The 24,091-nt window shown below is 35.2% G+C and carries 17 protein-coding genes, 1 other RNA gene and 1 pseudogene; 9 read left to right on the forward strand and 10 right to left on the reverse strand.

What is annotated here, in order from left to right; genetic code table 11:
* A pseudogene (locus A9G32_RS00010) lies at positions 1 to 959 on the forward strand (hypothetical protein); the annotation flags it as partial.
* A gap of 35 nt (positions 960 to 994) precedes the next feature.
* Here the strand turns inward: A9G32_RS00010 and A9G32_RS13315 are convergent.
* On the reverse strand, positions 995 to 1,123 hold the full coding sequence (locus A9G32_RS13315; RefSeq protein WP_255306786.1) for a hypothetical protein: 129 nt from the start codon (positions 1,121 to 1,123) through the stop codon (positions 995 to 997).
* Between the two features lie 393 nt (positions 1,124 to 1,516).
* Between A9G32_RS13315 and A9G32_RS00015 the strand changes: the two genes are divergently transcribed.
* On the forward strand, positions 1,517 to 1,753 hold the full coding sequence (locus tag A9G32_RS00015) for a hypothetical protein (RefSeq protein ID WP_065589237.1): 237 nt from the start codon (positions 1,517 to 1,519) through the stop codon (positions 1,751 to 1,753).
* Between the two features lie 659 nt (positions 1,754 to 2,412).
* Here A9G32_RS00015 and ssrA read toward each other — a convergent pair.
* Positions 2,413 to 2,777, reverse strand: a transfer-messenger RNA (tmRNA) gene (gene ssrA, locus A9G32_RS00020).
* 322 nt (positions 2,778 to 3,099) lie between these two features.
* On the reverse strand, positions 3,100 to 3,246 hold the full coding sequence (locus A9G32_RS13500; RefSeq protein WP_081296688.1) for an NAD(P)-dependent oxidoreductase: 147 nt from the start codon (positions 3,244 to 3,246) through the stop codon (positions 3,100 to 3,102).
* Between the two features lie 398 nt (positions 3,247 to 3,644).
* Between A9G32_RS13500 and A9G32_RS00025 the strand changes: the two genes are divergently transcribed.
* On the forward strand, positions 3,645 to 4,730 hold the full coding sequence (locus A9G32_RS00025; protein WP_065589236.1) for a 3-deoxy-7-phosphoheptulonate synthase: 1,086 nt from the start codon (positions 3,645 to 3,647) through the stop codon (positions 4,728 to 4,730).
* A gap of 55 nt (positions 4,731 to 4,785) precedes the next feature.
* Here A9G32_RS00025 and purL read toward each other — a convergent pair whose 3' ends face one another.
* On the reverse strand, positions 4,786 to 8,688 hold the full coding sequence (gene purL / locus A9G32_RS00030; protein WP_065589235.1) for a phosphoribosylformylglycinamidine synthase: 3,903 nt from the start codon (positions 8,686 to 8,688) through the stop codon (positions 4,786 to 4,788).
* Positions 8,689 to 9,310: 622 nt separating this feature from the next.
* On the opposite strand from purL, the gene A9G32_RS00035 reads away from it, so the two are divergent.
* Together A9G32_RS00035 and A9G32_RS00040 are read left to right on the forward strand one after the other, a co-directional pair.
* Positions 9,311 to 12,358, forward strand: a complete 3,048-nt coding sequence (locus A9G32_RS00035; RefSeq protein WP_065589234.1) for a DUF2339 domain-containing protein — start codon at positions 9,311 to 9,313, stop codon at positions 12,356 to 12,358.
* Between the two features lie 130 nt (positions 12,359 to 12,488).
* Positions 12,489 to 13,859, forward strand: coding sequence for a DUF3999 family protein (locus A9G32_RS00040; protein WP_065589233.1), 1,371 nt, complete (start codon positions 12,489 to 12,491; stop codon positions 13,857 to 13,859).
* 199 nt (positions 13,860 to 14,058) lie between these two features.
* Here A9G32_RS00040 and glnS read toward each other — a convergent pair whose 3' ends face one another.
* The 3 genes from glnS to A9G32_RS00055 form a co-directional block, all read right to left on the reverse strand.
* The gene (glnS, locus tag A9G32_RS00045; RefSeq protein WP_065589232.1) at positions 14,059 to 15,735 is read right to left on the reverse strand and encodes a glutamine--tRNA ligase; all 1,677 of its coding nucleotides are present in this window, start codon (positions 15,733 to 15,735) and stop codon (positions 14,059 to 14,061) included.
* A 262-nt stretch (positions 15,736 to 15,997) separates the two neighbouring features.
* Entirely contained in the window at positions 15,998 to 17,341 is a 1,344-nt protein-coding gene (locus A9G32_RS00050; RefSeq protein ID WP_065589231.1) for an ATP-binding protein, read from the reverse strand.
* Complete coding sequence (locus A9G32_RS00055) at positions 17,338 to 18,066, reverse strand: winged helix-turn-helix domain-containing protein (protein WP_034914270.1); 729 nt, start codon at positions 18,064 to 18,066, stop codon at positions 17,338 to 17,340. Before A9G32_RS00055 ends, A9G32_RS00050 begins: the two co-directional genes overlap by 4 nt.
* Positions 18,067 to 18,176: 110 nt before the next feature.
* Between A9G32_RS00055 and A9G32_RS00060 the strand changes: the two genes are divergently transcribed.
* Genes A9G32_RS00060 through A9G32_RS00075 form a run of 4 tightly spaced genes read left to right on the forward strand, consistent with a single transcriptional unit; the run spans position 18,177 to position 20,556 of the window.
* Positions 18,177 to 18,953: an MtnX-like HAD-IB family phosphatase gene (locus A9G32_RS00060; RefSeq protein WP_208610438.1), complete on the forward strand. Its 777-nt coding sequence runs from the start codon at positions 18,177 to 18,179 to the stop codon at positions 18,951 to 18,953.
* A 10-nt stretch (positions 18,954 to 18,963) separates the two neighbouring features.
* A complete protein-coding gene (locus tag A9G32_RS00065; protein WP_065589230.1) occupies positions 18,964 to 19,797 on the forward strand; it encodes an alpha/beta hydrolase in 834 nt (277 codons plus the stop codon).
* Positions 19,797 to 20,153: an EamA family transporter gene (locus tag A9G32_RS00070; RefSeq protein WP_034914277.1), complete on the forward strand. Its 357-nt coding sequence runs from the start codon at positions 19,797 to 19,799 to the stop codon at positions 20,151 to 20,153. The genes A9G32_RS00065 and A9G32_RS00070 overlap by 1 nt, the downstream gene beginning before the upstream one ends.
* Position 20,154: 1 nt before the next feature.
* Positions 20,155 to 20,556, forward strand: coding sequence for a DMT family transporter (locus A9G32_RS00075; RefSeq protein WP_065560840.1), 402 nt, complete (start codon positions 20,155 to 20,157; stop codon positions 20,554 to 20,556).
* Positions 20,557 to 20,633: 77 nt separating this feature from the next.
* Here the strand turns inward: A9G32_RS00075 and A9G32_RS00080 are convergent, their stop codons facing one another.
* The 3 genes from A9G32_RS00080 to A9G32_RS00090 all read right to left on the reverse strand — a co-directional run bounded on the left by A9G32_RS00080 (position 20,634) and on the right by A9G32_RS00090 (position 24,035).
* Positions 20,634 to 21,506 (reverse strand): arginase family protein, encoded by an 873-nt coding sequence (locus tag A9G32_RS00080; protein ID WP_065589229.1) that lies wholly within the window; start codon positions 21,504 to 21,506, stop codon positions 20,634 to 20,636.
* The gene (locus A9G32_RS00085; RefSeq protein ID WP_034914288.1) at positions 21,503 to 22,552 is read right to left on the reverse strand and encodes a GNAT family N-acetyltransferase; all 1,050 of its coding nucleotides are present in this window, start codon (positions 22,550 to 22,552) and stop codon (positions 21,503 to 21,505) included. Before A9G32_RS00085 ends, A9G32_RS00080 begins: the two co-directional genes overlap by 4 nt.
* 73 nt (positions 22,553 to 22,625) lie before the next feature.
* Complete coding sequence (locus A9G32_RS00090) at positions 22,626 to 24,035, reverse strand: aspartate aminotransferase family protein (protein WP_141671394.1); 1,410 nt, start codon at positions 24,033 to 24,035, stop codon at positions 22,626 to 22,628.
* Between the last annotated feature and the right edge of the window lie 56 nt (positions 24,036 to 24,091).

Raw genomic sequence — 24,091 nt, forward strand, 5'->3', positions numbered from 1 at the left:
TACTTTCATCTAGCTCATTACCACCATTACCAGAACCACCACCGCCACCGCCACCGCCACCGCCGCCGCCGCCACCGCCGCCGCCGCCGCCGCCGCCACCGCCACCGCCGCCACCGCCACCGCCGCAGCCGAAGCCGAAGATTTGGCTTTTTGTAAGGCCTAACCTGGAGCCCGGTAGAAGTTCTTTCGCAGGTGCTCCTGAGTGGGATCCAGATAGGGGATACAAAGTTTTAGCCAATGATGAAGGAGCTTACAAAAATAATTTTCCAACAATGGGGGCAGATGGTTTATACTTTGATATTTTAAATACATCCGTTCAAGATTTAAGCCAATTAACTTGGTCCCCTGTTGAGTATGATGGAATAAAAGTAACGGCGCACTGGACAAGGCCAGATCAGCGTGATAATTGGATTAAAGATAAAGGGCAATTTGTAGTAAGAGTATGGTTAAATGGTCCTAACTCGAGAGAATATTCAAACCCGAATCCTGGGGGAATTCACAAGCCAAATTTACCACATACCTTCGTACTAGAGGGCAAGGATGCTAGTGGGCGAGTAATGGTGAAATATGGATTTGAATTGAGGCAGTGGTTCGTCAATCGGGGACGTCAACACGCTAACTTTTTTGATCAAAAAAAATGGTGTGAGAGTTTGGGTTATCGTTTACCACTGGTAAAGGAGTTAACCAATGCGTTCGCAAGAAGCCGTACTGATACTATGGCAGGTGCAACACCTAATTCATCAGGGAACAACTACCATCGTCGAATAGGTGGAGGTTTTTTCTCGGAGTGGGGCAACATGAAAGACTACGTTGATGCGGACTTCACTTATCGCTCCTGGACATCTGAGGTAGTGAAAAGTAACAGTCAGTTTCCCTACTCTGTCAGTATTGATACGGGCCACATCGGCTCTAACCAAGATCGCACCTTTTTTACTAACGTTGATTGCACTACACCTTAGTTTTTAGCGCTTAATCCTTAGAGAGCAGAAGGTGGTTATGGTGCTTGAAAGGACAATATAAAAAAGAATAAAGCCCCAGCACAAGTTGGGGCGCTGAGCAGGCAAAGTCTGTGAGCATTGTGCTTTAATTCTAAAAGTCCTATGATTTTGGCTGTTTGATTCATTTCTGAATCTCCTTTTGTGTTATAAAATAACTTGAATGTCAGATTAAGTAAAGGCTATTATACTTTAAGACGTTTATTTGAATAGTCTAATGCGATAACACAATTAACAAGGAAGAAGTGATTTCTCACACCGTCATTGTTTTTAAATTTAATTTCTTATATCCATCATAACCATTTAATAGAGATGAGATAAATCATAAAAACTCTGATTAATAATTAGATTAACATTCTATTTTTTTACAATTCGCTATTTTATTTTAAGTAAAACGTAATTAGTCTTCAATCGTTTTCTAAGGTCGTTTTAATGGTGCGGCAAGATTTTTGTTTACTTATTCTAAAAATGCTGTAATATAAATAATCATAAACAACTTTAAATTAAAAGGAGACTTAATTATGGCAAAATCTGTAAAAGCAATAGTATCTAACTTAAATGATTTAATGAGGAAAAATGGAAATGAAGCTATAACATTAAATTGGAAACAATTTTATATTATAACTAAAAGAGAAAGAATGCACGAAACTATTATGACTCAAATTACAAAAGAGTTAAAAAAATATGATTATCATATTTTTTTTGGTAACTACGTGATTGTGGTTAGAGATTGTTGTTGGAAACCTATTGGAGATTAAATAAATTATCTATTAAAAATAATTTCATTTTTACTTTCAAATTGATTTAGAAAAAATGTTTGTTATGAATGACATAAAAGAGCGAAAGAGAAGTGGTTTTTCTTAACTAGCAAACAACTTTGTGCTTTCAACTCAATGATTTAAATAAAATTCCTTTCCCCATCTTAATTAATAAAACTGGGGGGAATTCATTTAAGAAATTAATTATAATTAGTAAAATAAACTAACAAAACACACTATCAATCTTCAACTTACAATACTCAATAGCGTCATGTAGCATCACAAAATCGGCGATATCATATAGTGTTTTCTGCGTTTGATAGAACACGTAATTGTGATCGTCGTCGCTGTTGATAATGTAGCATTCGCCAGTAATTTCATTTTTGTAATCTTTGGGCATTTGACGTATGTAAATTGGTAGTGTGTAGTTTATTGTTATCATGATGAGCAAAAGTGAATTTTTAAAATTATTTTATGTTGAATTTTTTGGATGTGAACTGTTGAGATGAAGCCATAAAATACTCTGGAAAAATGTCACGTGCATTTCACGTGCATTTTTATGTCCTGATATAGTCTATTTTAAGTCAGTTTTATGTATAAATAAACAGTGATTTTATTTTATGATTTATTGATTTTGTTGATTATTTTTATTTTAGTGGTGGTGGAGCTGGCGGGAGTTGAACCCGCGTCCGAAATCTCTACATCCTCGGTACTACATGCGTAGTTTGTTTTTGAATTTCATCTACCCGCTGCGAACAAACACGCTACTGATAGACTAGCTTGATTAGGTTTAATGCTTCCACCCCAAGCAAGGCTTCCACACGATCTCGTTTGGGTTTGACTCCTCTTTATCCCCGTCCTACGAGCGGAGGCTAGGGAGAGAAGGCTCTATACAGGTTATTAAGCTGCTAGTGCGTAGTTTTCGTCGTTTGCGACTATTTTTTTGCGGTTTATTTACGAGGCCTACCGCACCTCGGCATGCACCTTGGGTTTCGCAAATCCCGTCGAATCCAGAATCAGCCCCAATTGTGAATTGTAAATAAAAAAACAATATTAAGGCATTATAGGTGAATTCAAAATGGAATACAAGTTAGCTAGCTTCAAGGTTGGTCTAGTTATCGGCAAATTTTTCATCTTTTAATGCTGCGTGATATTATTAACAGCACATTTTTTCCTTCACATATCACATTTCAGCCATTGCAGAGCTGACTTGAGGTGATAATAAAACATTATAAATGTTTGTCGTAAAAGGGGAATTGGTAGGTAGTGGCTCAATTTCAAATGCATCAAGTCCTGTGGCTTTGCTCGTTTTATTTTTAGTACTTCAAGCGGCGCTTGTTGATCAACTATTTTTCACAGGCATCATTAATAAGTATTGCCGAAGGCCTCATTAAAGCTAATTTTTCTTTTGTGAATAGTTGAATAGTTTTTTTTGTTAATGGGAGAATGGTAACAACAAAATTGGCTTGTTTTAATACATTGCCTAAAAATATATAATCATGCGGCTAAGTTAGCTGGTAAAGTAGCAGAGCGTAAATATTTTTCAGCTATGTCACTTAATATCAAAGTAATCATTAAAACTTTCAATAAATATACATAACCCAAATAACGCCTTATCATCAGCAGAATATTATGCTTTCATAACATAAAATAGCCATCAAAAACCCGCTATAAAGATGTAAACATTTTATTACAATATTTGCTTAAATTATCATTACACTAACTTTTTAAACTAAATTTATAATTAAATAACAAATCATAAAACAATTATGATTGGATAAATAATAAAAATTCCATTTACTATTATGTAATTTTGTGTTTACATAATAATTGTTTGTGTAATTGTTATTTTACATATAAAAATATAAATGATTTTAACAAGGAAAATAAAATGTTAAAAGATACTTTAAATAATGTTCGAATCAGAGACGAACATATGTTAATCACACCTGAAGAAATCAAACAGCTTTACCCTCTTTCTCATGATTTAGAAAATCAAATTGCCTTATCACGCCAAACTGTTGTGGATATCTTAGAACGACGTGATCACCGCTTACTTATTGTATGTGGTCCTTGCTCTATTCATGATCCTGTTGCTGCAATTGAGTATGCGCATAAATTAAAAAGACTATCAGACGAAGTTAAGGATCACTTATTTATTGTCATGCGTGTTTATTTTGAAAAACCAAGAACCACTGTTGGTTGGAAAGGTATGATTAACGATCCTCACATGGATAGCTCATTTGATATTGAGCATGGACTAAAAAAAGCCCGTAAATTACTGCTTGATATTACTCAAATTGGCTTGCCTATTGCAACTGAAGCACTAGATCCCAACACACCACAATACATTGGCGATTTAATTAGTTGGTCTGCAATCGGGGCAAGAACTACTGAATCACAAACGCATCGAGAAATGGCCTCGGGGCTTTCAATGCCTGTTGGTTTTAAAAATGGAACTGATGGCAGTTTAGATGTTGCAATTAATGCCATGAAATCAGCCTCTATGCCTCATCGTTTTGTAGGAATTAACCAACAAGGGCAAGTAACGGTTTTACAAACAACTGGCAATTCTCATGGACATGTTATTTTGCGTGGCGGTAAAACACCAAATTATGATGCTGAAAATGTCGCATTGTGCGAAACACAAATGAAAAAGGCAGGATTGTTACCTAACTTAATGGTTGACTGTAGCCATGCGAATTCAAATAAAGATTATCGAAATCAACCTATTGTTGCTAATTCCATTATCGAGCAAATAGAAAAAGGCAATAATTCAATTATTGGTGTAATGATTGAAAGTAACTTATTTGAAGGAAATCAGCCTTCCGAGCAACTACCAGAAAACTTTAAATATGGCGTATCTGTGACTGACGCATGTATTAACTGGGAAGAAACAGACGAGCTATTACGAAAAATGGAGCACGTTTTAGCGCAGCCACTTATCGAAAGACAAAAGCACTCAGTTACTGCTTAAACTACTCAACAAATAAACATATCGCCGACACCATTGTCGGCGATCTTTGTTTTATTTAACCTAATTGCTTACGAGCATTACGGAATATTCTCATCCAAGGGCTATCTTCACCCCAGTTATCAGGATGCCATGAATTAGTTACTGTTCTAAATACCCGTTCTGGATGTGGCATCATAATAGTTGCCCGCCCATCTTGAGATGTCACTGCAGTAATACCGTTTGGCGAACCATTTGGATTAGCAGGGTATTGCTGTGTTACTTTGCCAAAATGGTCAATATAACGTACGGCAATTAATCCTGATGCCTCTAAACGGCTTAGATGAACATCATCACCCACTTCAACACGTCCTTCCCCATGTGAAACAGCAATTGGCATATGCGAACCAGCCATATCAGTAAATAGCAACGAAGGGCTTGATTGAATTTGCACTAAACTAAAGCGGGCTTCAAAACGTTCTGACGAATTACGAACAAAACGAGGCCACAAATCCGCTCCCGGAATTAGATCTTTAAGATTCGACATCATCTGACAACCGTTACAAACCCCTAACGATAAAGTATCTTTGCGATGGAAGAATCGTTCAAACTCATCACGCACTTTTTTATTAAATAAAATAGATTTAGCCCAACCTTCACCTGCTCCTAAAACATCGCCATAAGAGAAGCCACCACAAGCAACCAGTGTACTAAATTGACTAAGTGTAATTCGACCAGAAAGTAAATCTGTCATATGTACATCGATTGCTTGAAAGCCTGCTCTATCAAATGCTGCTGCCATCTCGACATGCGAGTTAACACCTTGTTCACGCAAAATGGCCACTTTAGGTTTTGTACCTTTGGCAATATAAGGCGCAGCAATATCGGCTTGCAGATCAAAAGTTAGCTGCACATTTAATCCTGGATCATCTTCATTTTGTTTAGCTTGATGTTCTTGATCTGCACATTCAGGATTATCACGTAAACGTTGCATTTGCCATGTCGTTTGCGCCCACCATGTTCTCAAGGTTAAGCGTGATTCACTGTATACTGTAGCCGAGTTATCACGCATAATAATTTGTTGACCAGTTTTAGCACTACCAAGAACATGAACCGCATGGGATAAGCCAAACTGCTTAAAGCAAGCCATCACATCATCTAAACGATTATTAGCTACTTGAATAACTGCGCCTAATTCTTCATTAAATAACGAAGCAATCACATCATGACCTAACGAGGCAATATCTACATCAATACCACAATGTCCAGCAAAAGCCATTTCGGCCAATGTCACAAACAGTCCACCATCAGAACGATCATGATAAGCAAGCAAAGCATTTTGGCTTACTAAAGCCTGAATCGCATTATAAAAAGCAAGCAGCTCTTTAGGATCATGGACATCCGCTGTTTTTTGCCCTAAATGACGATACACTTGGGCTAGTGCGGTGGCTCCTAGTGCTTGATGGCCTTTCGATAAATCAACCAACAATAAAGTATTATCCTGATCAGTACGCAATTGTGGTGTCACTGTTTTACGCACATCTTCAACACGCGCAAATGCCGAAATCACCAATGATAATGGTGAAGTCATGGTTTGTTGCTCACCATCTTGTTGCCATGTCGTTTTCATGGACATCGAATCTTTACCAACAGGAATAGCAAGCCCTAAAGCTGGGCATAACTCTTCACCAATAGCTTTAACGGCCTCATAAAGACCAGCATCTTCGCCCGGATGTCCTGCCGCCGCCATCCAGTTAGCTGAAAGCTTAATCCGTTTGATATTACCGATATTGGTTGCGGCAATATTAGTAATTGCCTCACCAACTGCAAGCCTTGCTGATGCGGCAAAATTAAGTAACGCAACTGGCGCATGTTCACCAATTGACATAGCTTCACCATAATAACTATCCAAACTTGCAGTAGTCACAGCACAATCAGCAACCGGTACTTGCCAAGGCCCGACCATTTGATCACGAGCAACCATCCCCGTCACTGAACGATCGCCAATGGTAATTAAAAAGGTCTTTTCGGCAACGGTTGGCAAATGTAGAATGCGTTTGACCGCATCATATAAATTAATTTCAGAAGTTGAAAAATTATCACCATGTGCTTGGTGAGTTTTAACATCACGTTGCATTTTAGGCGTTTTACCAAGTAGCACATCTAATGGCAAATCGATGGGATGATTATTAAAATACTCATCATGCAAGGTAACCGCCTTATTGGCGGTTGCCTGACCAATCACCGCATAAGGTGCACGCTCACGCTGACAAAGCTCAGCAAATAATGCCAATTTATCGGGATGAATCGCAAGCACATAACGTTCTTGTGATTCATTACACCAAACTTCTAGTGGTGACATACCTGGTTCATCGCTAAGTATTTTACGAAGCTCAAATTGACCACCACACCCACCATCGCTAACAAGTTCAGGCATTGCATTAGACAAACCACCAGCACCAACATCATGAATAAATAAGATAGGATTATTTTCACCAAGTTGCCAACAGCGATCGATAACTTCCTGACAACGGCGCTCCATTTCAGGATTATCACGCTGAACAGAAGCAAAATCCAAATCAGCATCAGACTGACCCGACGCCATAGACGAAGCCGCCCCGCCACCTAAGCCAATATTCATAGCAGGACCACCTAAAACAATCAGTTTAGAGCCAGCTGGAAACTCACCTTTTTGGATATGTTCACGGCGAATATTACCCATACCACCAGCTAACATAATCGGTTTATGATAACCTCGAAGCTCCTCGCCATTATGGCTATTAACCTTTTCTTCATAAGTACGGAAATACCCTAATAAAGCTGGACGCCCAAATTCATTATTAAACGCCGCACCACCTAAAGGGCCATCCATCATAATATCAAAGGCGCTCACAATGCGATCAGGCTTACCAAAATTTTGCTCCCAAGGTTGTTCAAAATTAGGAATACGTAAATTAGAAACTGAAAACCCTACTAAACCAGCTTTAGGTTTAGCACCTCGACCAGTTGCACCTTCATCACGAATCTCACCTCCACTGCCCGTTGCCGCACCCGGCCAAGGTGATATTGCTGTTGGATGATTATGTGTTTCAACTTTCATTAAAATATCTGCATATTCTTGATGATAGCAGTAGGTTTTATTCTCATTATCCGCAAAAAAGCGCCCAACGATTGAACCGTCCATCACTGCGGCATTATCCTTATAAGCGGACGAAACATAATCAGGAGTGTGTTCAAAAGTATTTTTGATCATCTTAAACAGTGATTTAGGCTGCTTTACCCCATCAATAACCCAATCGGCATTAAAAATCTTGTGACGACAATGCTCGGAATTGGCTTGTGCAAACATATAAAGTTCAATATCAGTAGGATTACGATTTAGTTTTTTAAAGTTCTCAACTAAATAATCAATCTCATCAGATGCTAACGCCAAACCTAATTTAAGATTAGCCTCATCTAATGCAGCACGACCTTGACCTAATAAATCAATGGTTGTCACTGGCGCAGGTGATTCAACATGAAATAACTGCTCGGCTTGATCAACATGGCTAAAGACTGCTTCCATCATGCGATCATGAATTAATGCTATAAAATCGTTTTTTTGCCAATCGGTTAATTCTGAACTTACTTGCACATAATAAGCAATCCCCCTCTCAATACGGCGAATCTGTGGTAAACCGCAATTATGTACAATATCAGTTGCTTTTGATGACCAAGGCGAAATCGTTCCCACTCTTGGCGCCACTAAAAAGAGTTGCTTGCTAGCCGTTTGTTTAACATTGATTTGTGCATTTTTTGGACCGTATTGTAATAATTTATCTAACGTTAACTGTTGTTCAGCCGTCAATTCGCCTGCCAAATCAATAAAATGCAGGTATTGGGCTTCAATATTGATAACAGGGATAGATTTCTTACAACAAGCAGATAAGATTTTACTAATACGAAATGGAGATAACGCAGAGCAGCCAGCTAAAATTTTCATAAAAATTACTCTTTTTAAGCTAAAAATAGAGAAGAAATAAGACAATATTATAAAAGAAAGCGCACGATGTGGCTATATTAAATACAGTTAATCAGGAGATAGATAAAAATTCTGTTTTTTAACCAAAAGAAATAACCAAAAAGAAAAATAAAATCAATATGATATATAATTTTTTTTACTAAGAATTGGATCTATTTTGGTAAGTGAAATGAATTAAGTATGAGGGTTAGGATATTTTGATACAGGAATAAGGTAGGTATATTGACCTTGCAGTATTATGAAAAAGTTTTTTACTCTAAAATCATTCAGGTAGAGTATTGATTTTATTGAATTTTCTATTTAAGCGTTTTTAGTAAACTCAAGCATTTATAAGATATTTAGTACTAGAGCTTTTATATTTCATTTAACTGTTAAATTTTAGCAAAGAAATTTCAATTAACTAAAATTCTAAATAAAAAAACAAATTATTATCAAGTTACTCTAATGATAGTTTATTCAAACATATTGATTTATTGATTAATTACTGATTTACTGTTCATCAGCAAAATACTAACTTAATATTTTAATTAACGATAAAAACAAATAAGTGATCATGAAATAAAAAATATAAGGAAAAATTGGTATGGAATTTCTTTTTTATTTCTTATTCTTCGCAGTAGTAATAATTATAGTGGCATTTATTAATCTTTCTAGTTTGAAAGATCAAATTGTCCGGTTAAGAATTCAGTTAACAGAGGTACAAGAAACCCTTTTATCACTCAAAGAACAACTTTATCAGCAAAATAGCTCGGTTGAGTTAGAAGAAAATTCCAATTTAATTCATAAAACGACGTCCGAGCCAATTAATTATTCAGAAAATTCAGATGAAAAAGAGGATATTGAGCACGATAATACTAATTCGCAATTTGAATATTCAAATTGCAATACTACTGAAGAAACAGCGGATATTGCTGTTCAAATAGAGCCTCCAACCGAAATTTCTTTACCTTGTGCAGCTAATAATAACCATTTAAACGATGGACTTTTGCAACTTAATGAGAAAAATGCCCCCGCCCTGTTACAAGAAAATATGCAACTTGATTCAGTAACAGTAGAACAACCCGATTCTCAATATCAAGAACTCAGTCAGGAAGAAGAGTTACCAACATTAGTTAGCGAATCTCTGGCGATAGAAACTCCAGAACAAGAAAAAATCAATCTTGATGAAACTACATCACAAACAACAGATCCATTTAACCCACAATACAGACCAGTTACAAGTACTGAACCCAATCCGTTATTTATTTTTTTTAATTGGTTAATTAAAGGCAATGTAATTGCCAAAATTGCTATTGTGATCTTATTTTTAGGTCTAACCTATCTATTTAAATACAGTATTGAACATGATTATATTTCACCTGAGATCAGGATCTTAGGAACCTTAGTATTAGGTTTTGTTTTGTTAGGAATCGGTTGGAAATTAAGACATAAACGAGAAATCTACGCCTTAATACTACAAGGCGGTGCCTTTGCTGTTTTATATCTGACCATATTTGCCGCCTATAGGTTATACGAACTTGTACCTATGTTAATGACGTTTACTATTTTGTTAATCATTTGCTCAACAAGCATTTTATTTTCCATTTTGCAAAGAGCTATGAGCTTAGCAATTATGGCCAGTATCGGCGGTTATGTGACACCGATTTTACTATCCAATGGTTCAGACAATCATATTGCTTTATTTAGTTATTATTTGATGATTTCCAGTGCTATTTTAGTTGTTAGCATCTGGCAGTCTTGGCGAATACTTAATTTATTAGGATTTTTATTCACCTTTGTAATATCTCTACTATGGGGAATGAGTAATTTTTGCCCTGAGTTTTACATTGAATGCCAAATATTTATCATCGCTAATATGTTAATTTATGGTATTTTAGCTGTTTTATTCTCGGTTCGATGTTTTAATAAAGAACATAATCAAAATGCTATTGATTTAATTTTACTATTTGGCACACCGTTATCTGGTTTTGCATTACAATATTCTATTACCAATCAGTGGGAATTCGGACCTGCATTTTCATCATTGGCATTTGGTCTATTTTATATTTTTGGCTCTTATTTCATTCTGCGCTTATTGAAATCTTCAGCAAAAAAAATCTCGCTTTATGGCTTGGCCATTGGTCTATCATTTAGTACGTTGGCTATTCCACTTGCCTTTAGTGCCAATTGGACTGCCACAATTTGGTTATTTGAAGGAACAGCATTAAGTTGGATTATGCTTTCGCAAAAACATTATCGTACTGCTTTATTAGGTGTCGCAATTACATTATTTGGTATTGTTTCCGCTTGTATATCTTTCGAATATGAACAATTAAATCCGAGCTCACTTACACTACTACTTGGTATTATAAGTGCCATTTTGCTAGTGAATGCCTGTTTATGGCATTGCTATGGTTGTAGAATTAATACAAATAATTTACTTAAAACGATGTTTATCGCTGTTGCTGTTATATTTTGGGTAATCTGGATTTTATCAAGTGTTCATTTACATATTGACAATACAACATCAAAAGTATTACCAATTTTATTATGCTTCACTTTTTCTTCATGGCTATGGTATATCGTTGGGAAAAAAATCAATTGGCATCAGCTCTGTTATTCTGGGTTAACCTTATGGCTAATGATATTACTAGCTTTGTTTAAAAGTTATGCCGAATCCTGCTATTTATTAAACTCTGGCATTTGGAACGTGGTTTGGGTCATAGCCTTTGTTAGTGCTTACTATTATTTACATATTGGAAAGGCACTTATCACAAACAGTATTGTAAATCGTAGTTTTAAAATAAATAAACAAAATACTTATCGTTTATTTGATATGTTACACATCAGTTTATTTTGGATGATTTTATACTGGATAACACGAGAATCTACTCATTTACTTAATCAATTACCATGGGGATACGAAGTAATAAAATGGAGTGTAACTGCAACTATTGCTAGCAGCATTATTCTGCTATTTTATACACTGATTAAACGCCAAATTATGACCACAATATCATTAATTAAATCTTATTGGATGATAGGCTTATTACCTATTGTTATCTATTTAGGATTTTATTTAATAATTGGGCTTGGTATGAGTGGTCAAATCATTTATTGGAATTATGTTCCTATCATTAATCCACTTGAAGAAAGTGCAATCTTTGCTTTAATGATGTTTAGCGTTTGGTTAAAACTTGCAATAAACCATTTACAACTAAATAGCAGGATAATGAATCTTGCAAACTTTAAAATACCATTACCTAATATGGTTCTAGTGCCTTTAATTGTTTTAACCTTTTTCTGGGGAAACAGTATCGTTTTACGCTGCTTAAGCCAAATATTTGACATATCTTGGACAGCTAATTCTTTATGGCACAATAATATTGTCCAAATGACTGCATCATTACTTTGGATGTTAACTGCAGTAATATTGGTGACTATTGGACACCGTTATTCACTTCGGAAAATATGGTATAGCGGTGAATTTATTCAAGTGATCGTTATTATTAAATTAATCTTTGTAGATATCCGTGAGCTTGATGGATTACTTCGTGCATTTGCCTTTATTGGTGTTGCGTTATTAATGCTGTTAATTGGATATCTAGCACCATTACCGCCTAAGTTAAAAAATGGTGATACTGATGAATAAATACACTATAAAAAAATAGGTTTAAGTTTAACAATGACGTTTTCAGAAATCATTCTGATAATATCATTCAGTTTAATATAACAATAAATAAAAATTCATGAATGTTATTGATTATTATGGATAAAAAATTATGAAAAAATTTTTATTGAGTTCGCTGTTATTAATAAGTGGATTTAGCCAAGCGATAGACAAAACTAATCAGTATGCCTATGGTGCCATGATTGATATCTCCAACGATACTAGCATGTATAGCCGAATAGAACTGACTCATGATGTTTATACACAAACATTATCAAGTTCATTAGATGATATTCGCATTTTTAACCAAAAAGGTCAGCCTGTACCTTATGCATTAGTCAATGTTTATCAGCAAAGTGATAATAATCAAACTTTCCCAGTAGCCATTTACGCGTTAAATGAAAACAAAGATGAAGATCAAAGCAAAATGGCGATTGAACAGTATAATATCAATATCAACAATAAAGATGTTCAAATCTATCTCGATAAAGCAAATAGCCAAGGAGGCTATAACGCAAGGTATTTATTGCAAATTCCCGAAAATGTTAAGTTAGAACAAGCCATAAGTCGTTTATCCATTGATTTTGATGTAACTGAAAGTCAAAATTGGCAAGCATCCGCCAAATTGCTTTATAGCCAAGATTTAAGTAATTGGCAAACTGCACTCAATAATGTTCCAATGATGTCTTTGACTGATAACAATAGTAATCAGTCACTTAGAGTAAATACAATTGATATACCAACAAACACTAATTACAAAGCACGCTATTGGATTTTATTATTAAAGTCAGATCAATCCACTATTCCTAACGCCGAAAAAATTGAATTTACTTCAAGAAAAGAAACACCAAAATTAGCTCTTTTCCCAATTAACTTCGAACTAATATCATCAGATGGTCAAGAAGCAACTTATCAGTTACCATCACCTCAACCAGTTAGAGAGTTATCAATTAAGCTACAAAACCCACGTATGGTTTTACCTACTAGCATCTATTATAAAACCGATGACAAAGATAAAACATGGCATAAACTTGATGACTATATTATTCGAAACTTAGATAGCAATGATCATAGCCAACATATCAGTGCTGGATTAATTATTAAACAATTAAAAATTAAAGCCATCAACGCAAGCTTTGATGAAGCACCACAACTAACAGCTTACCGCAATCGCATGAGTGTTGTTTTTAATAGCGCCAATAATGGTCCCTTCATTCTAGCCTGGGGATCAGCAAAAGCAATGTCTGCATCGTTAAGTGAAAAAGCATTACTTTCAGATTCAATATCTGTAGTTGATGTACCACAAGCCTTTGTTGGTGAAAATATTAAACTAGCAGGTCAAAAAGTATTATCCCAAGCAAATAATGATCCGACAAGAGATTCAATTTTACCTAAATGGTTAATTTGGGGTAGCTTAGTTATTGGCGCTATCATATTAATTATTATTGCATTAAAATTACTTAACGAAGTTAAAAAGTCATAAAAATGAAAGCTAAAATATAAAAATGACTAGAAAGAAGCACTTAATAGAAATTTACTCCATTGAGTGCACCACACATCTAAATACTGATAATTTTTAATTAGATAAGATGATAGAGACAATAAAAGGCTTTAATTTTGGCTTAAGTCATTGTGGTAACGAACATTCGCCGACTTAAGCCGGCGAATGGTAGCATATTAAATTACGCTTCGTTCCAGCTATCTCTTAACCCTACGGTTCGATTAAACACTAGCTTATCTTCAGTTGCAAATTTGCTATCTAAACAGAAATAACCTTCTCGTTCAAATTGATAAGCTTGCCCCGCTTGAGCTTTTTGTAAACTTGGTTCAACAATACCTTGCTTAATCACTAACGAGGTAGGATTAATGGTTGATAAAAAGTCCTCTGCTGCACCTGGATTTGGCGTATTAAATAGACGATCATACAGGCGAATTTCGGCTGGTTTTGCAAATTTAGCTGAAACCCAATGAATTACACCTTTGACTTTACGGCCATCTTCAGGATTTTTATTTAAGGTTGCTGGATCATAACTACAATAAATCGTTTGAATATTACCTTCGGCATCTTTTTCTACTCGATTTGCTCGAATCACATAGGCATTACGCAATCGCACTTCTTTACCTAATACTAAACGTTTGTAATTTTTATTGGCTTCTTCTCTAAAATCTGCACGATCAATATATATTTCACGAGTGAAAGTGACTTCTCTATGACCCAGTTCAGGACGATTTGGATGATTTGGCATATTAAGCACTTCATCAATAGTATCCGAGAAGTTTTCAATGACAACTTTAACCGGATCGAGCACCGCCATAGCACGAGGCGCATTTTCGTTAAGATCTTCGCGAATACAAAACTCAAGAGTACTCATTTCTACGGTATTTTCTTGTTTTGTCACACCAATTCGACGACAAAATTCACGGATCGAAGCTGGTGTATAACCACGACGACGTAAGCCTGAAACAGTCGGCATACGCGGATCATCCCAACCATCAACAATCTTTTCTGACACAAGTAAATTTAATTTACGTTTTGAAGTAATCGCATATTCAAGATTTAATCTTGAAAATTCATACTGATGAGGCCGTGCCTCGATTGTAATATTATCTAATACCCAGTCGTATAAACGGCGATTGTCTTGGAATTCAAGTGTACAAAGTGAATGGGTAATATTTTCAATCGCATCTGAAATACAGTGGGTGAAATCGTACATTGGATAAATACACCATTTATTACCTGTTTGGTGATGTTCTGCAAATTTAATACGATATAATACTGGATCTCGCATCACAATAAATGGTGATGCCATGTCAATTTTAGCACGCAGACATGCTTTTCCTTCGGCAAATTTTCCCTCTTTCATTTGGGTAAAAAGCGCTAAATTTTCATCGATGCTACGATCACGATAAGGGCTATTTTTACCCGGCTGAGTAAGTGTTCCTCGATATTCACGGATTTCATCAGCTGAAAGCTCATCAACATAAGCAAGTCCTTTATTGATTAGCTCAATAGCATATTCATATAATTGGTCGAAATAGTCAGATGAGTAACAAATTTCGCCATCCCATTCAAACCCTAACCAACGGACATCTTCTTTAATCGACTCAACATACTCTATATCTTCTTTAGTCGGATTGGTATCGTCAAAACGTAAATTACATTTACCTTTATAATCTTGCGCAATACCGAAATTTAAACATATTGATTTAGCATGACCAATATGTAAATAACCATTAGGCTCTGGAGGAAAACGTGTGTGCGTAGTTTTATATTTTCCTGCTGCTAAATCAGCATCAATAATTTGGCGAATAAAATTAGATGGACGATTATCTGTTTCGCTCGGTAATGAACCGCTCATAAAAAAACCTCTGGTGATATATTTATTAATAACAAATTGAGAATATTTGCTATATTATTGCTTATTATGTAATGAATATAACAAATTTTTCTTATTTCTGAAATGGAAAACAAACGATTCACATCGACAAAATTAATCTTTGATTAAACCCTGCTATTTTTAACTAAAAAACATATCTTTTTAGCAAAAATACAAAAATAAAAAATTAAACAAAATAAAAGCTCTACCTGACGGTTTTCGCTAAAAATACAACTAATTATTTTTATTCATCACCCGATTTCAATGAAACCACAAATCTTGCTCCACCTAGTGGGCTAGTGACAACAAAGGCTTTACCATTATGAAATTCTGCCATTAGTTTTACATAAGCTAAACCGAGTCCATAACCTCCAGTTGAGCGAGTTCGGCTCGTATCAAGTCTGGCAAAAGGCATAAAAATCTTTTCACGTGCATCAAAGGGAATGCCCACACCATCATCATCGATTTCAAGAATGACTCGATTTTCTTGTTTTGTGATATTCAAAACTGCTTTATGTGCTGCATACTTAAAAGCATTTAGTAACAAATTTTTAACTATGGTTTCAACTAAATTAGTATCAATCATTGCATATGCATCTTGGCTATTACAAGTTAGTTCAAATCCTTTTGGTTTAAATAATGTTAGGGATTGGCAAACTTTTTCACTCCACTGTTTTAATGATACCCTCGTGAAGTTTAATTCAACATTGCTTTGCTGAATTTTAAAGTAATTTAAACTAGCATTGATTAATGTCTCAAGTTCATTAATATCATCACTCATGCCTTTTTGTAGCAAAAATCTCTCTTTTTCATCGGTTGACTCTTCAAGCATACTAAGTTCAAATCGCATACGGGCAAGAGGTGTACGTAATTCATGAGCCATCGCATGAGAGATTGTTTGATTGGTACCAACTAGATGTTCAATATGCGTTCCCATATTATTTAAAACATTTGCTAGCGGCTTAAATAACCAACCTTTAACATTTTCGGTTCGGGCTTTTAAATTACCTTGCCCTAACTGCTCGGCGGTTTGTCTGATATTAACTAGATCCTTCCATACGGCACTAAAAGCCATATAAATTAAAATAAAAAAAACAATAGCACTAAACAAAGCCCAAATAACAAGAAAGATGGTCAACGACATGGTATTGGATGCCAAAATATCCCGCATTACAATCGGGCCTAATTGAAGCAAATTGCCATCTTTTAAATCTATATAAACAATCTCATTATCACCATCATAAGAAAAACCAAGTTTTTTTAACTCGTTAAGCACAGTATCAGGTAACGGTGTGTTAATTGGTAACACTTCGATAGGGTAGCCAAAATAAGGTTGCAATTCATTAACCACTTCTTGAAGGGGTCGATCTTTATGTTCTTTAATTTGCATACGAATCAGATTCACTGTACCTCGTTGAGATTCACGAAATACAACATGATCATCTGGCATATCGGTTAATGATGAAGGTAATGAATCAAAAACCAATAAAGCACCATAAGCAATAATACTTTGCAATAAAAGTAAAATAACTAGATAAAATACAATACGGCGATTAAAAAATAGCGGCTTGGCTAATAATTGACTCAATGATTTTCTCCTTCTCGCATAAATAAGTAGCCTTTTCCTCGCACTGTTTTTATGCGAGACGGATTATCTGGATCATCGAGTAATTTACGACGAAGTCTTGAAACACGAGCATCAATAGAACGATCGCTACCATCAAAATCGATCCCTCTTACTTGAGAAAAAATATCATCTCGAGAAAGAATAGTTCCCGCATTATAAGCAAGCAACCATAGCAGATCGAATTCGGCAGTAGTTAAATCAATTTCTTGCTCGTGCAAGAGTACTTTTCGGTTTTCACCGTCTATGACTAGATTATCAAATATTAAAGTTTTATTATTCTGTGGTAAAACAAACTCTTTCGTATTGTCTTTGTCGGTTTCTATCTGTTTCCGTCGTAATAAAGCTCGTATTCGCGCTAATAATAATCTGGGTTCAACTGGTTTTGCTAAATAATCATCCGCTCCCAATTCAAGCCCAACAATTTCATCAATATTATCTTCACTTGCTGTCATGATCAGTATAAAATTACTAAACCATGTACGAATATCTCGACAAATATCAAAACCTGTTTTTACAGGTAACATTACATCTAAAATAACTAGATCGGGATTAAGTTGTTGAATCTTTTCTTCTGCCCCTTCTCCACTATTATGCCATTCAACAAGATATCCTTGCCGAATTAGATAAACTTGAATTAAATTAGCTAAGCGCTGATCATCTTCAATGATTAATATACGTTCACTCATTATCTGTTCTCGATTACTGTAGCTTGTACCTAGAGATACCTCATTATACAGATAATTTTTTTCCCGTTACAAAATATATACAAAGAGGCTACAAAGTTTATAGCAACTCTATGAGAGAATTTACGCCAATATCTATAAATAGACTATTTTTTATCAAAATGAATACTTTTTCATCAATAGCGAACCATCTTTTTCATCCATCTTATCCACAAAATCACACGCCAATTGTTTTGTGTGATTTTGATGGTACGATTAGTGTTAAAGATGTCACCGATACTTTACTAAGCCACTTTGGTCAAAATGGTTGTGATGAGCTTGAAGAATTGTGGGTTAACGGTAAAATTGGCTCTCAAGAATGTATGAGTAAACAAATTGCATTAATGGATGCAAGCTTAGATGAACTCAATCAAGTTTTATCACAAATTGAAATAGACCCGGATTTTAAAGCTTTTATTCATTATACAGAACAGAACAATATTCCCGTTCATGTGGTCAGCGACGGTTTAGATTATGCCATTGAGTTTATTTTAAAACGTCATGGTATTGAACATTTACCAATTTTTGCTAATAAATTAATGCATAATAACGCACGCAGCTGGCGCCTTGAGTTTCCTTACGCAAACAAGGACTGTATTAAGCAAAGTGGTAATTGCAAATGTAATCATGTAAAAAAACAACAGCACTTTTCGCAAATATTATATGTTGGTGACGGTACATCAGACTATTGCGTATCACATAATGTTGATTTCGTTTTTGCCAAAGACAAGTTAGTTAATTATTGTGAAAAAAATAAAATTGAACATTGTAAGATTACTAGTTTCGCAGATGTAACCTCGGCATTAAAACGGGCACAACATGCCGTTATCCCTGTCATGATGGTAAAATAAAGGAATATTAATGAGTACAATTCAAGATTTATCTTACTTTCTACCAGGTAACAAAAATGGCGTACTTTTGATTCATGGTTTAACTGGTACCCCTAATGAAATGCGCATTTTAGCTAATGGATTAAATAAAGCTGGATTTACTGTCTATGCAATCCAATTAGCTGGGCATTGTGGTACTGAAGAAGATCTGTGTAAAACAACATGGCAAGATTGGTATAAAAGCGTACAAGATGGCGCAGATTATTTAGCACAGCATGTAGATAATGTTTTTGTTGCTGGATTATCAATGGGTGCGCTACTTGCACTAAAACTTGCTGCCGATAGACCTGAACAAATTAAAGGTGTTGGCGTTTTAGCCCCCACATTTTGTTATGATGGTTGGAGTATGCCATTTTGGGCAAAAAAACTTTTCTTCTTATTAGTCTATTTTAAAAAATTGGGTATTTTTCAAAAAAAGGTTTTCATTGAAAAACCACCCTATGGACTTAAAGATGAACGCATTCGCGCAGTAGTGTCCGAAAGCATGTTAAGTGGCGATGCGGCATCAGCAGGGCTTGCTGGTAACCCGTTTCCTGCACTTGCCGAAATGCAGTTATTGGCAAAAGAGATGCGCAAACAATTACCTAAAGTAATTTCGCCTTGTTTAATTATGCATTCAGGCAATGATGATATCGCCAATATAGAAACTAATGCCAAATTGGTTGAAAAATCGGTATCAGGCTCAACAAAATTAGTGGTCTTAAATGATAGTTATCATTTAATTACTATTGACAGCCAACGCCGTGAAGTGATCAAAGAGTGTGCATCGTTCTTTGATAATATCGCAGAAGGAATAAAAGCATAATGTCACCATTAGTTATTATACTTTGGATTAGTAATATCTGTTTTGATACGCTAGGACAAGTCGCTTTTAAATTTGCAGCCATCGCGCCAAATAATCGCGATGGTTGGTACTACTGGCTAGATTTATCGAAAAATAAGTGGATTTGGGTTGGTGTTATATCTTATATTGCTGAATTTTTATTATGGCTAGCCTTTTTAACCTTAGTCCCTCTTTCTCAAGGCGTATTACTTGCTTCATTTAATATCATTACGATTATGTTAGTTGGTCGAATTATTTTTAAAGAATTACTAACCATTTATCGCTTAATTGGGATGCTATTAATCACAGCTGGTGTCATTTTTGTAGGAATGTCTTAATATGGCTAGATTTTATTTAATTGGATTTTCTGTATTGCTCTTTTTTGACACAATTGCGCAATGTAGTTTTAAATTAACGGCTATCGAAGCTCAACCATTAGAAATGAGTATTCAATGGTTAATCCGAGTATTTACCAATCCTTGGATTTATATTTCAATAGTAGGATATATTCTTACTTTCTTCACTTGGATGACATTATTAAAAAAAGCACCTGTAGGCCCTGCTTTTGCTGCATCACATTTTGAAGTTGTGACAGTTATGATTGTTTCAATCTGGTTATTTCACGAACCTATTACATTATTCAAGTTAATAGGTGCAATATTAATTGTTTCAGGTATTCTCTTTTTAGCTTTAGCAGAAAGTAAATTATCTAAACAAAATTTACACAATCATCAACATTAAATTCTGATCACAATAATGGGAAGGTAGGTAAGGCTTTATACCTAAAATACCTGCTTTCCTAAAACTTTTTTGCCAGTTTATACTGCTAATGCCTTTAATAAGGTTAAATTAAGTTGATGTTGCTCTCGTTGCCAATTGATAAGCTTATCTGGCGATATGGTAGGTTGTTTATCGAGCGAACTGAGTAAACGTTTGAACCAATTTGATGGCTGCCATATAGATAGCTCTCCCGTAATATCACTACCAATAATTCTAGGTTTTATTGATGATATAGTATCAAGAATATGATATGTTTGTAGCTTACCTTGATCCCAATTGGTATGAATTACATCTTCGCTCAATGCATCTTTATCAATCGATAAGTAAACGGGTTGTGCACTGTGATACTGTTCTGATAAAAAGCTCGCAATAAGATCATCTGGTGTTGCAAAATGTCGAAAAGCGTGTCCTAAACCAAATTTTTTGGCCCATGCAACATTGACCTCCAAGCTCCAATAAGTCAACTTTTTATGAAAAAGCGCTGACCATCTATTTTCCCAAAAATGAGAAAGCCCAATATCATGAGACGTAATACCAAGTACATGTACATGACTAACAAAAGGCAAACTTGCCACATAACTAACCCATGAACCACAATGAATACCAAACAAATATCGCATATTGTCTGGATGATTATCAAAAATTACGACTTGAATTGGATTCTCGGCAGAGTATTGTTTAGCTAGATTTTCAATCAGTAATAATGAAATATGGTGATAATCACCACTACCCATTAATACCGTGCCATGGTTTTCAGGTAAAGATTGCTGTAACACATCATTAAATTGGTGAAATTTTTTCTTAGTACAACCAAAACGAATCACATCTTGCCATTGGGTAAAATCAATCGTTTTAGCATGACAAATTTCACCAACACTTCTATCAAAATTGAGAATAATAGGACATGTCATGTTACTTTCTCCTTGTCACTTTCAAAATGACCAATGAATCTACGCAATACGGTTCTTAATAATGGGTTGCGAATATAGACAAGATGTTTAGTAAAGGTGAATTTTGCACCTAACGAAGCTTTTACTTCGGGATCAGTCCAACCTGCAATATAGTGACTAAAACCTTGCTGTAAAGCATATTCAAGATTAACAAACCAACTTACAAAATAGAGATTAAGTTCCCTTGCCTGTGGATAAACCATACCGATATATTTATCAACTAGCATATTATTAACAACAAAACAAATATTGAACCCCACCAACCTATCATTATAGTGATAAGTCACTATATGTGCATTTTGGGTTTTACATTGTAATAGTTGGGTGAAAAATGGTTTGGTCAATAAGTCAAAATGTATTTCACTTTGCTGATAAACATTAAGATACAATTGATAATACTCATCTAGAACAGTATCATTAAAAAAACAATCATCACCACTATGCAAAACATTAATATTTAATTTTTCACGTGATCTTAATTTTCTTCTAAAATTTTTACGTCGGCTATAAGAAAACTGTAAAAAAACCTCGTCCATATTTGCAAAATCAATCGGAACCCAAGCTAATGCCTGCCCTTCAACTTCTATAAAACCATTTTCTTTTAATGACGAAATAAAATCCATTGAATAATGGTTGTCTTTTTCGTTTAGTAAAGGAGAAGCAACAGGAATATCTTTAACAATAAAAAAAGGATACTGCTTAGCATAAGCTGCTTTAAGGTGTTCAGCCAATTGATTCGCATCAACGTTATCAGTTAATAATGCATATTCCGAAACAGTAGCACCAACAAAACAAGTATGAGGTTGTAAATAACGCCGCCATTTATTATAAAAAGGAAGTTTCTGAACTTTATGCCTGAAATCATCATCTGCAGTAGTAAGAAGATCAAACTTAGCAGAAAAAATAGGCACACCATCTTCGCTCAGCCATGCTGAAAAATCTTGCGGAGGATGAGCTAAAAAATTGTCTATTAATTCATTAGGTTCTAACTGATTAAGGTATTTCATAAGGTAAATCTATGATTGGCTGTAACACATAATCCCGCCAATAGACATTGACGGGATTATGAAGATCAAACAATTAAAGTTCTTTTTTCGCTCGGGTAATTAACTGATCTAGAAGTTCAATACCTTGATCAATTTCCTGACGAGAAATGTGTAAAGATGGTGCAAAAGTAATCACATTTTTATAGTAACCACCAATATCAAGCACTAATCCCATTTTGGTACCTTTCCAATCAAGATCACCTGACATACCAATATCAACCATTTTGTCAACTAAGGCTTTATTAGCTGTAAAGCCATCTTCTGTACAAATTTCTGCGCGAAGTGCCAAGCCTAAACCATCAACTTCACCAATTTCTTTATGTTTCTTCTCAAGTGTTTTTAAACCCTCAAGGAAATAAGCACCACTATCCATTACCATTTTTTCGTAATCTGTTTCAGAAGTCATTTTTAATACTTCAAGACCAACAGCTGTACCTAACGGATTTGATGCAAAAGTTGAGTGGGTTGAGCCAACTGGGAATACTTGAGGATTGATTAATTCTTCACGCGCCCATAAACCACCTAGTGGATTAAGACCATTAGTTAATGCTTTAGCAAAAACAACAACATCAGGTTTAACATCAAAGTGTTCAATTGACCAAAGTTTACCTGTACGATAAAAGCCCATTTGGATTTCATCAACCACCAATAAAATACCATACTGATCTAAAACTTTTTTAAGTCCTTTAAAGTAATTACGAGGAGGAACAATATAACCACCTGTTGCCTGTAAAGGTTCAGCATAGAACGCTGCATATTCAGCTTGCCCAACTTTTGGATCCCAAACACCGTGGTATTCAGTTTCAAATAAACGCGCAAATTCTGCGACTAGATGTTCACCATACTCCTCCGCTGTCATGCCTTTTGGACGACGGAAAGGATATGGGAAAGGAACAAACATCGCACGATCACCAAAATGACCATAGCGACGACGATAACGATAACTTGATGTAATTGATGAAGCACCTAAAGTTCGACCATGGTATCCACCTTGGAAAGCGAACATTAATGATTTACCACCAGTAGCATTACGAACAACTTTTAAAGAGTCTTCAATACACTGTGAACCACCTACATTGAAATGTACTCGCCCTTCATAACCAAATCGCTTTTCCATACCTTGAGCAATAGTTTTAGCTAATTCAATTTTAGTTGGGTGTAAATATTGGCTAGCACATTGTGGTAAGGTATCAATTTGCTTTTTAAGAACATTGTTTAAACGTTCATTGGCATAACCGAAGTTACATGCAGAATACCACATTTGTAGATCAAGGAAAGCTTTGCCTTCTTTGTCATACATATAACTACCTTCACAACCATCAAAAATTTTTGGTGGTTCTACATAATGCACTGTATCACCAAAAGAACAATATTTTGCCTCATCTGCTAACAAGATAGCATCATCAGGACGGCTATTAATCATTTCTAAAGTTGGTTTACTCATAAGTTGTCTCACTAATTGATATTCAAACATGATAAAATGTGGCATTATTATTCAGG

The sequence above is a fragment of the Gilliamella sp. Gris3-2 genome, assembly GCF_001690345.1.
Taxonomy (GTDB): domain Bacteria; phylum Pseudomonadota; class Gammaproteobacteria; order Enterobacterales; family Orbaceae; genus Gilliamella; species Gilliamella bombi.

Excerpts from the sequence above, each read along its gene's own strand:
- A9G32_RS00085 (WP_034914288.1), bottom strand. The coding sequence starts at position 22,552 with ATGAAATACCTTAATCAGTTAGAACCTAATGAATTAATAGACAATTTT.
- A9G32_RS00090 (WP_141671394.1), bottom strand. The coding sequence starts at position 24,035 with ATGAGTAAACCAACTTTAGAAATGATTAATAGCCGTCCTGATGATGCT.
- A9G32_RS00035 (WP_065589234.1), top strand. The coding sequence starts at position 9,311 with ATGGAATTTCTTTTTTATTTCTTATTCTTCGCAGTAGTAATAATTATA.
- glnS (WP_065589232.1), bottom strand. The coding sequence starts at position 15,735 with ATGAGCGGTTCATTACCGAGCGAAACAGATAATCGTCCATCTAATTTT.
- A9G32_RS00015 (WP_065589237.1), top strand. The coding sequence starts at position 1,517 with ATGGCAAAATCTGTAAAAGCAATAGTATCTAACTTAAATGATTTAATG.
- A9G32_RS00065 (WP_065589230.1), top strand. The coding sequence starts at position 18,964 with ATGAGTACAATTCAAGATTTATCTTACTTTCTACCAGGTAACAAAAAT.
- A9G32_RS00060 (WP_208610438.1), top strand. The coding sequence starts at position 18,177 with ATGAGAGAATTTACGCCAATATCTATAAATAGACTATTTTTTATCAAA.
- A9G32_RS00075 (WP_065560840.1), top strand. The coding sequence starts at position 20,155 with ATGGCTAGATTTTATTTAATTGGATTTTCTGTATTGCTCTTTTTTGAC.
- A9G32_RS00025 (WP_065589236.1), top strand. The coding sequence starts at position 3,645 with ATGTTAAAAGATACTTTAAATAATGTTCGAATCAGAGACGAACATATG.
- A9G32_RS00055 (WP_034914270.1), bottom strand. The coding sequence starts at position 18,066 with ATGAGTGAACGTATATTAATCATTGAAGATGATCAGCGCTTAGCTAAT.
- A9G32_RS13315 (WP_255306786.1), bottom strand. The coding sequence starts at position 1,123 with ATGAATCAAACAGCCAAAATCATAGGACTTTTAGAATTAAAGCACAAT.
- A9G32_RS00040 (WP_065589233.1), top strand. The coding sequence starts at position 12,489 with ATGAAAAAATTTTTATTGAGTTCGCTGTTATTAATAAGTGGATTTAGC.
- purL (WP_065589235.1), bottom strand. The coding sequence starts at position 8,688 with ATGAAAATTTTAGCTGGCTGCTCTGCGTTATCTCCATTTCGTATTAGT.
- A9G32_RS00070 (WP_034914277.1), top strand. The coding sequence starts at position 19,797 with ATGTCACCATTAGTTATTATACTTTGGATTAGTAATATCTGTTTTGAT.
- A9G32_RS00080 (WP_065589229.1), bottom strand. The coding sequence starts at position 21,506 with ATGACATGTCCTATTATTCTCAATTTTGATAGAAGTGTTGGTGAAATT.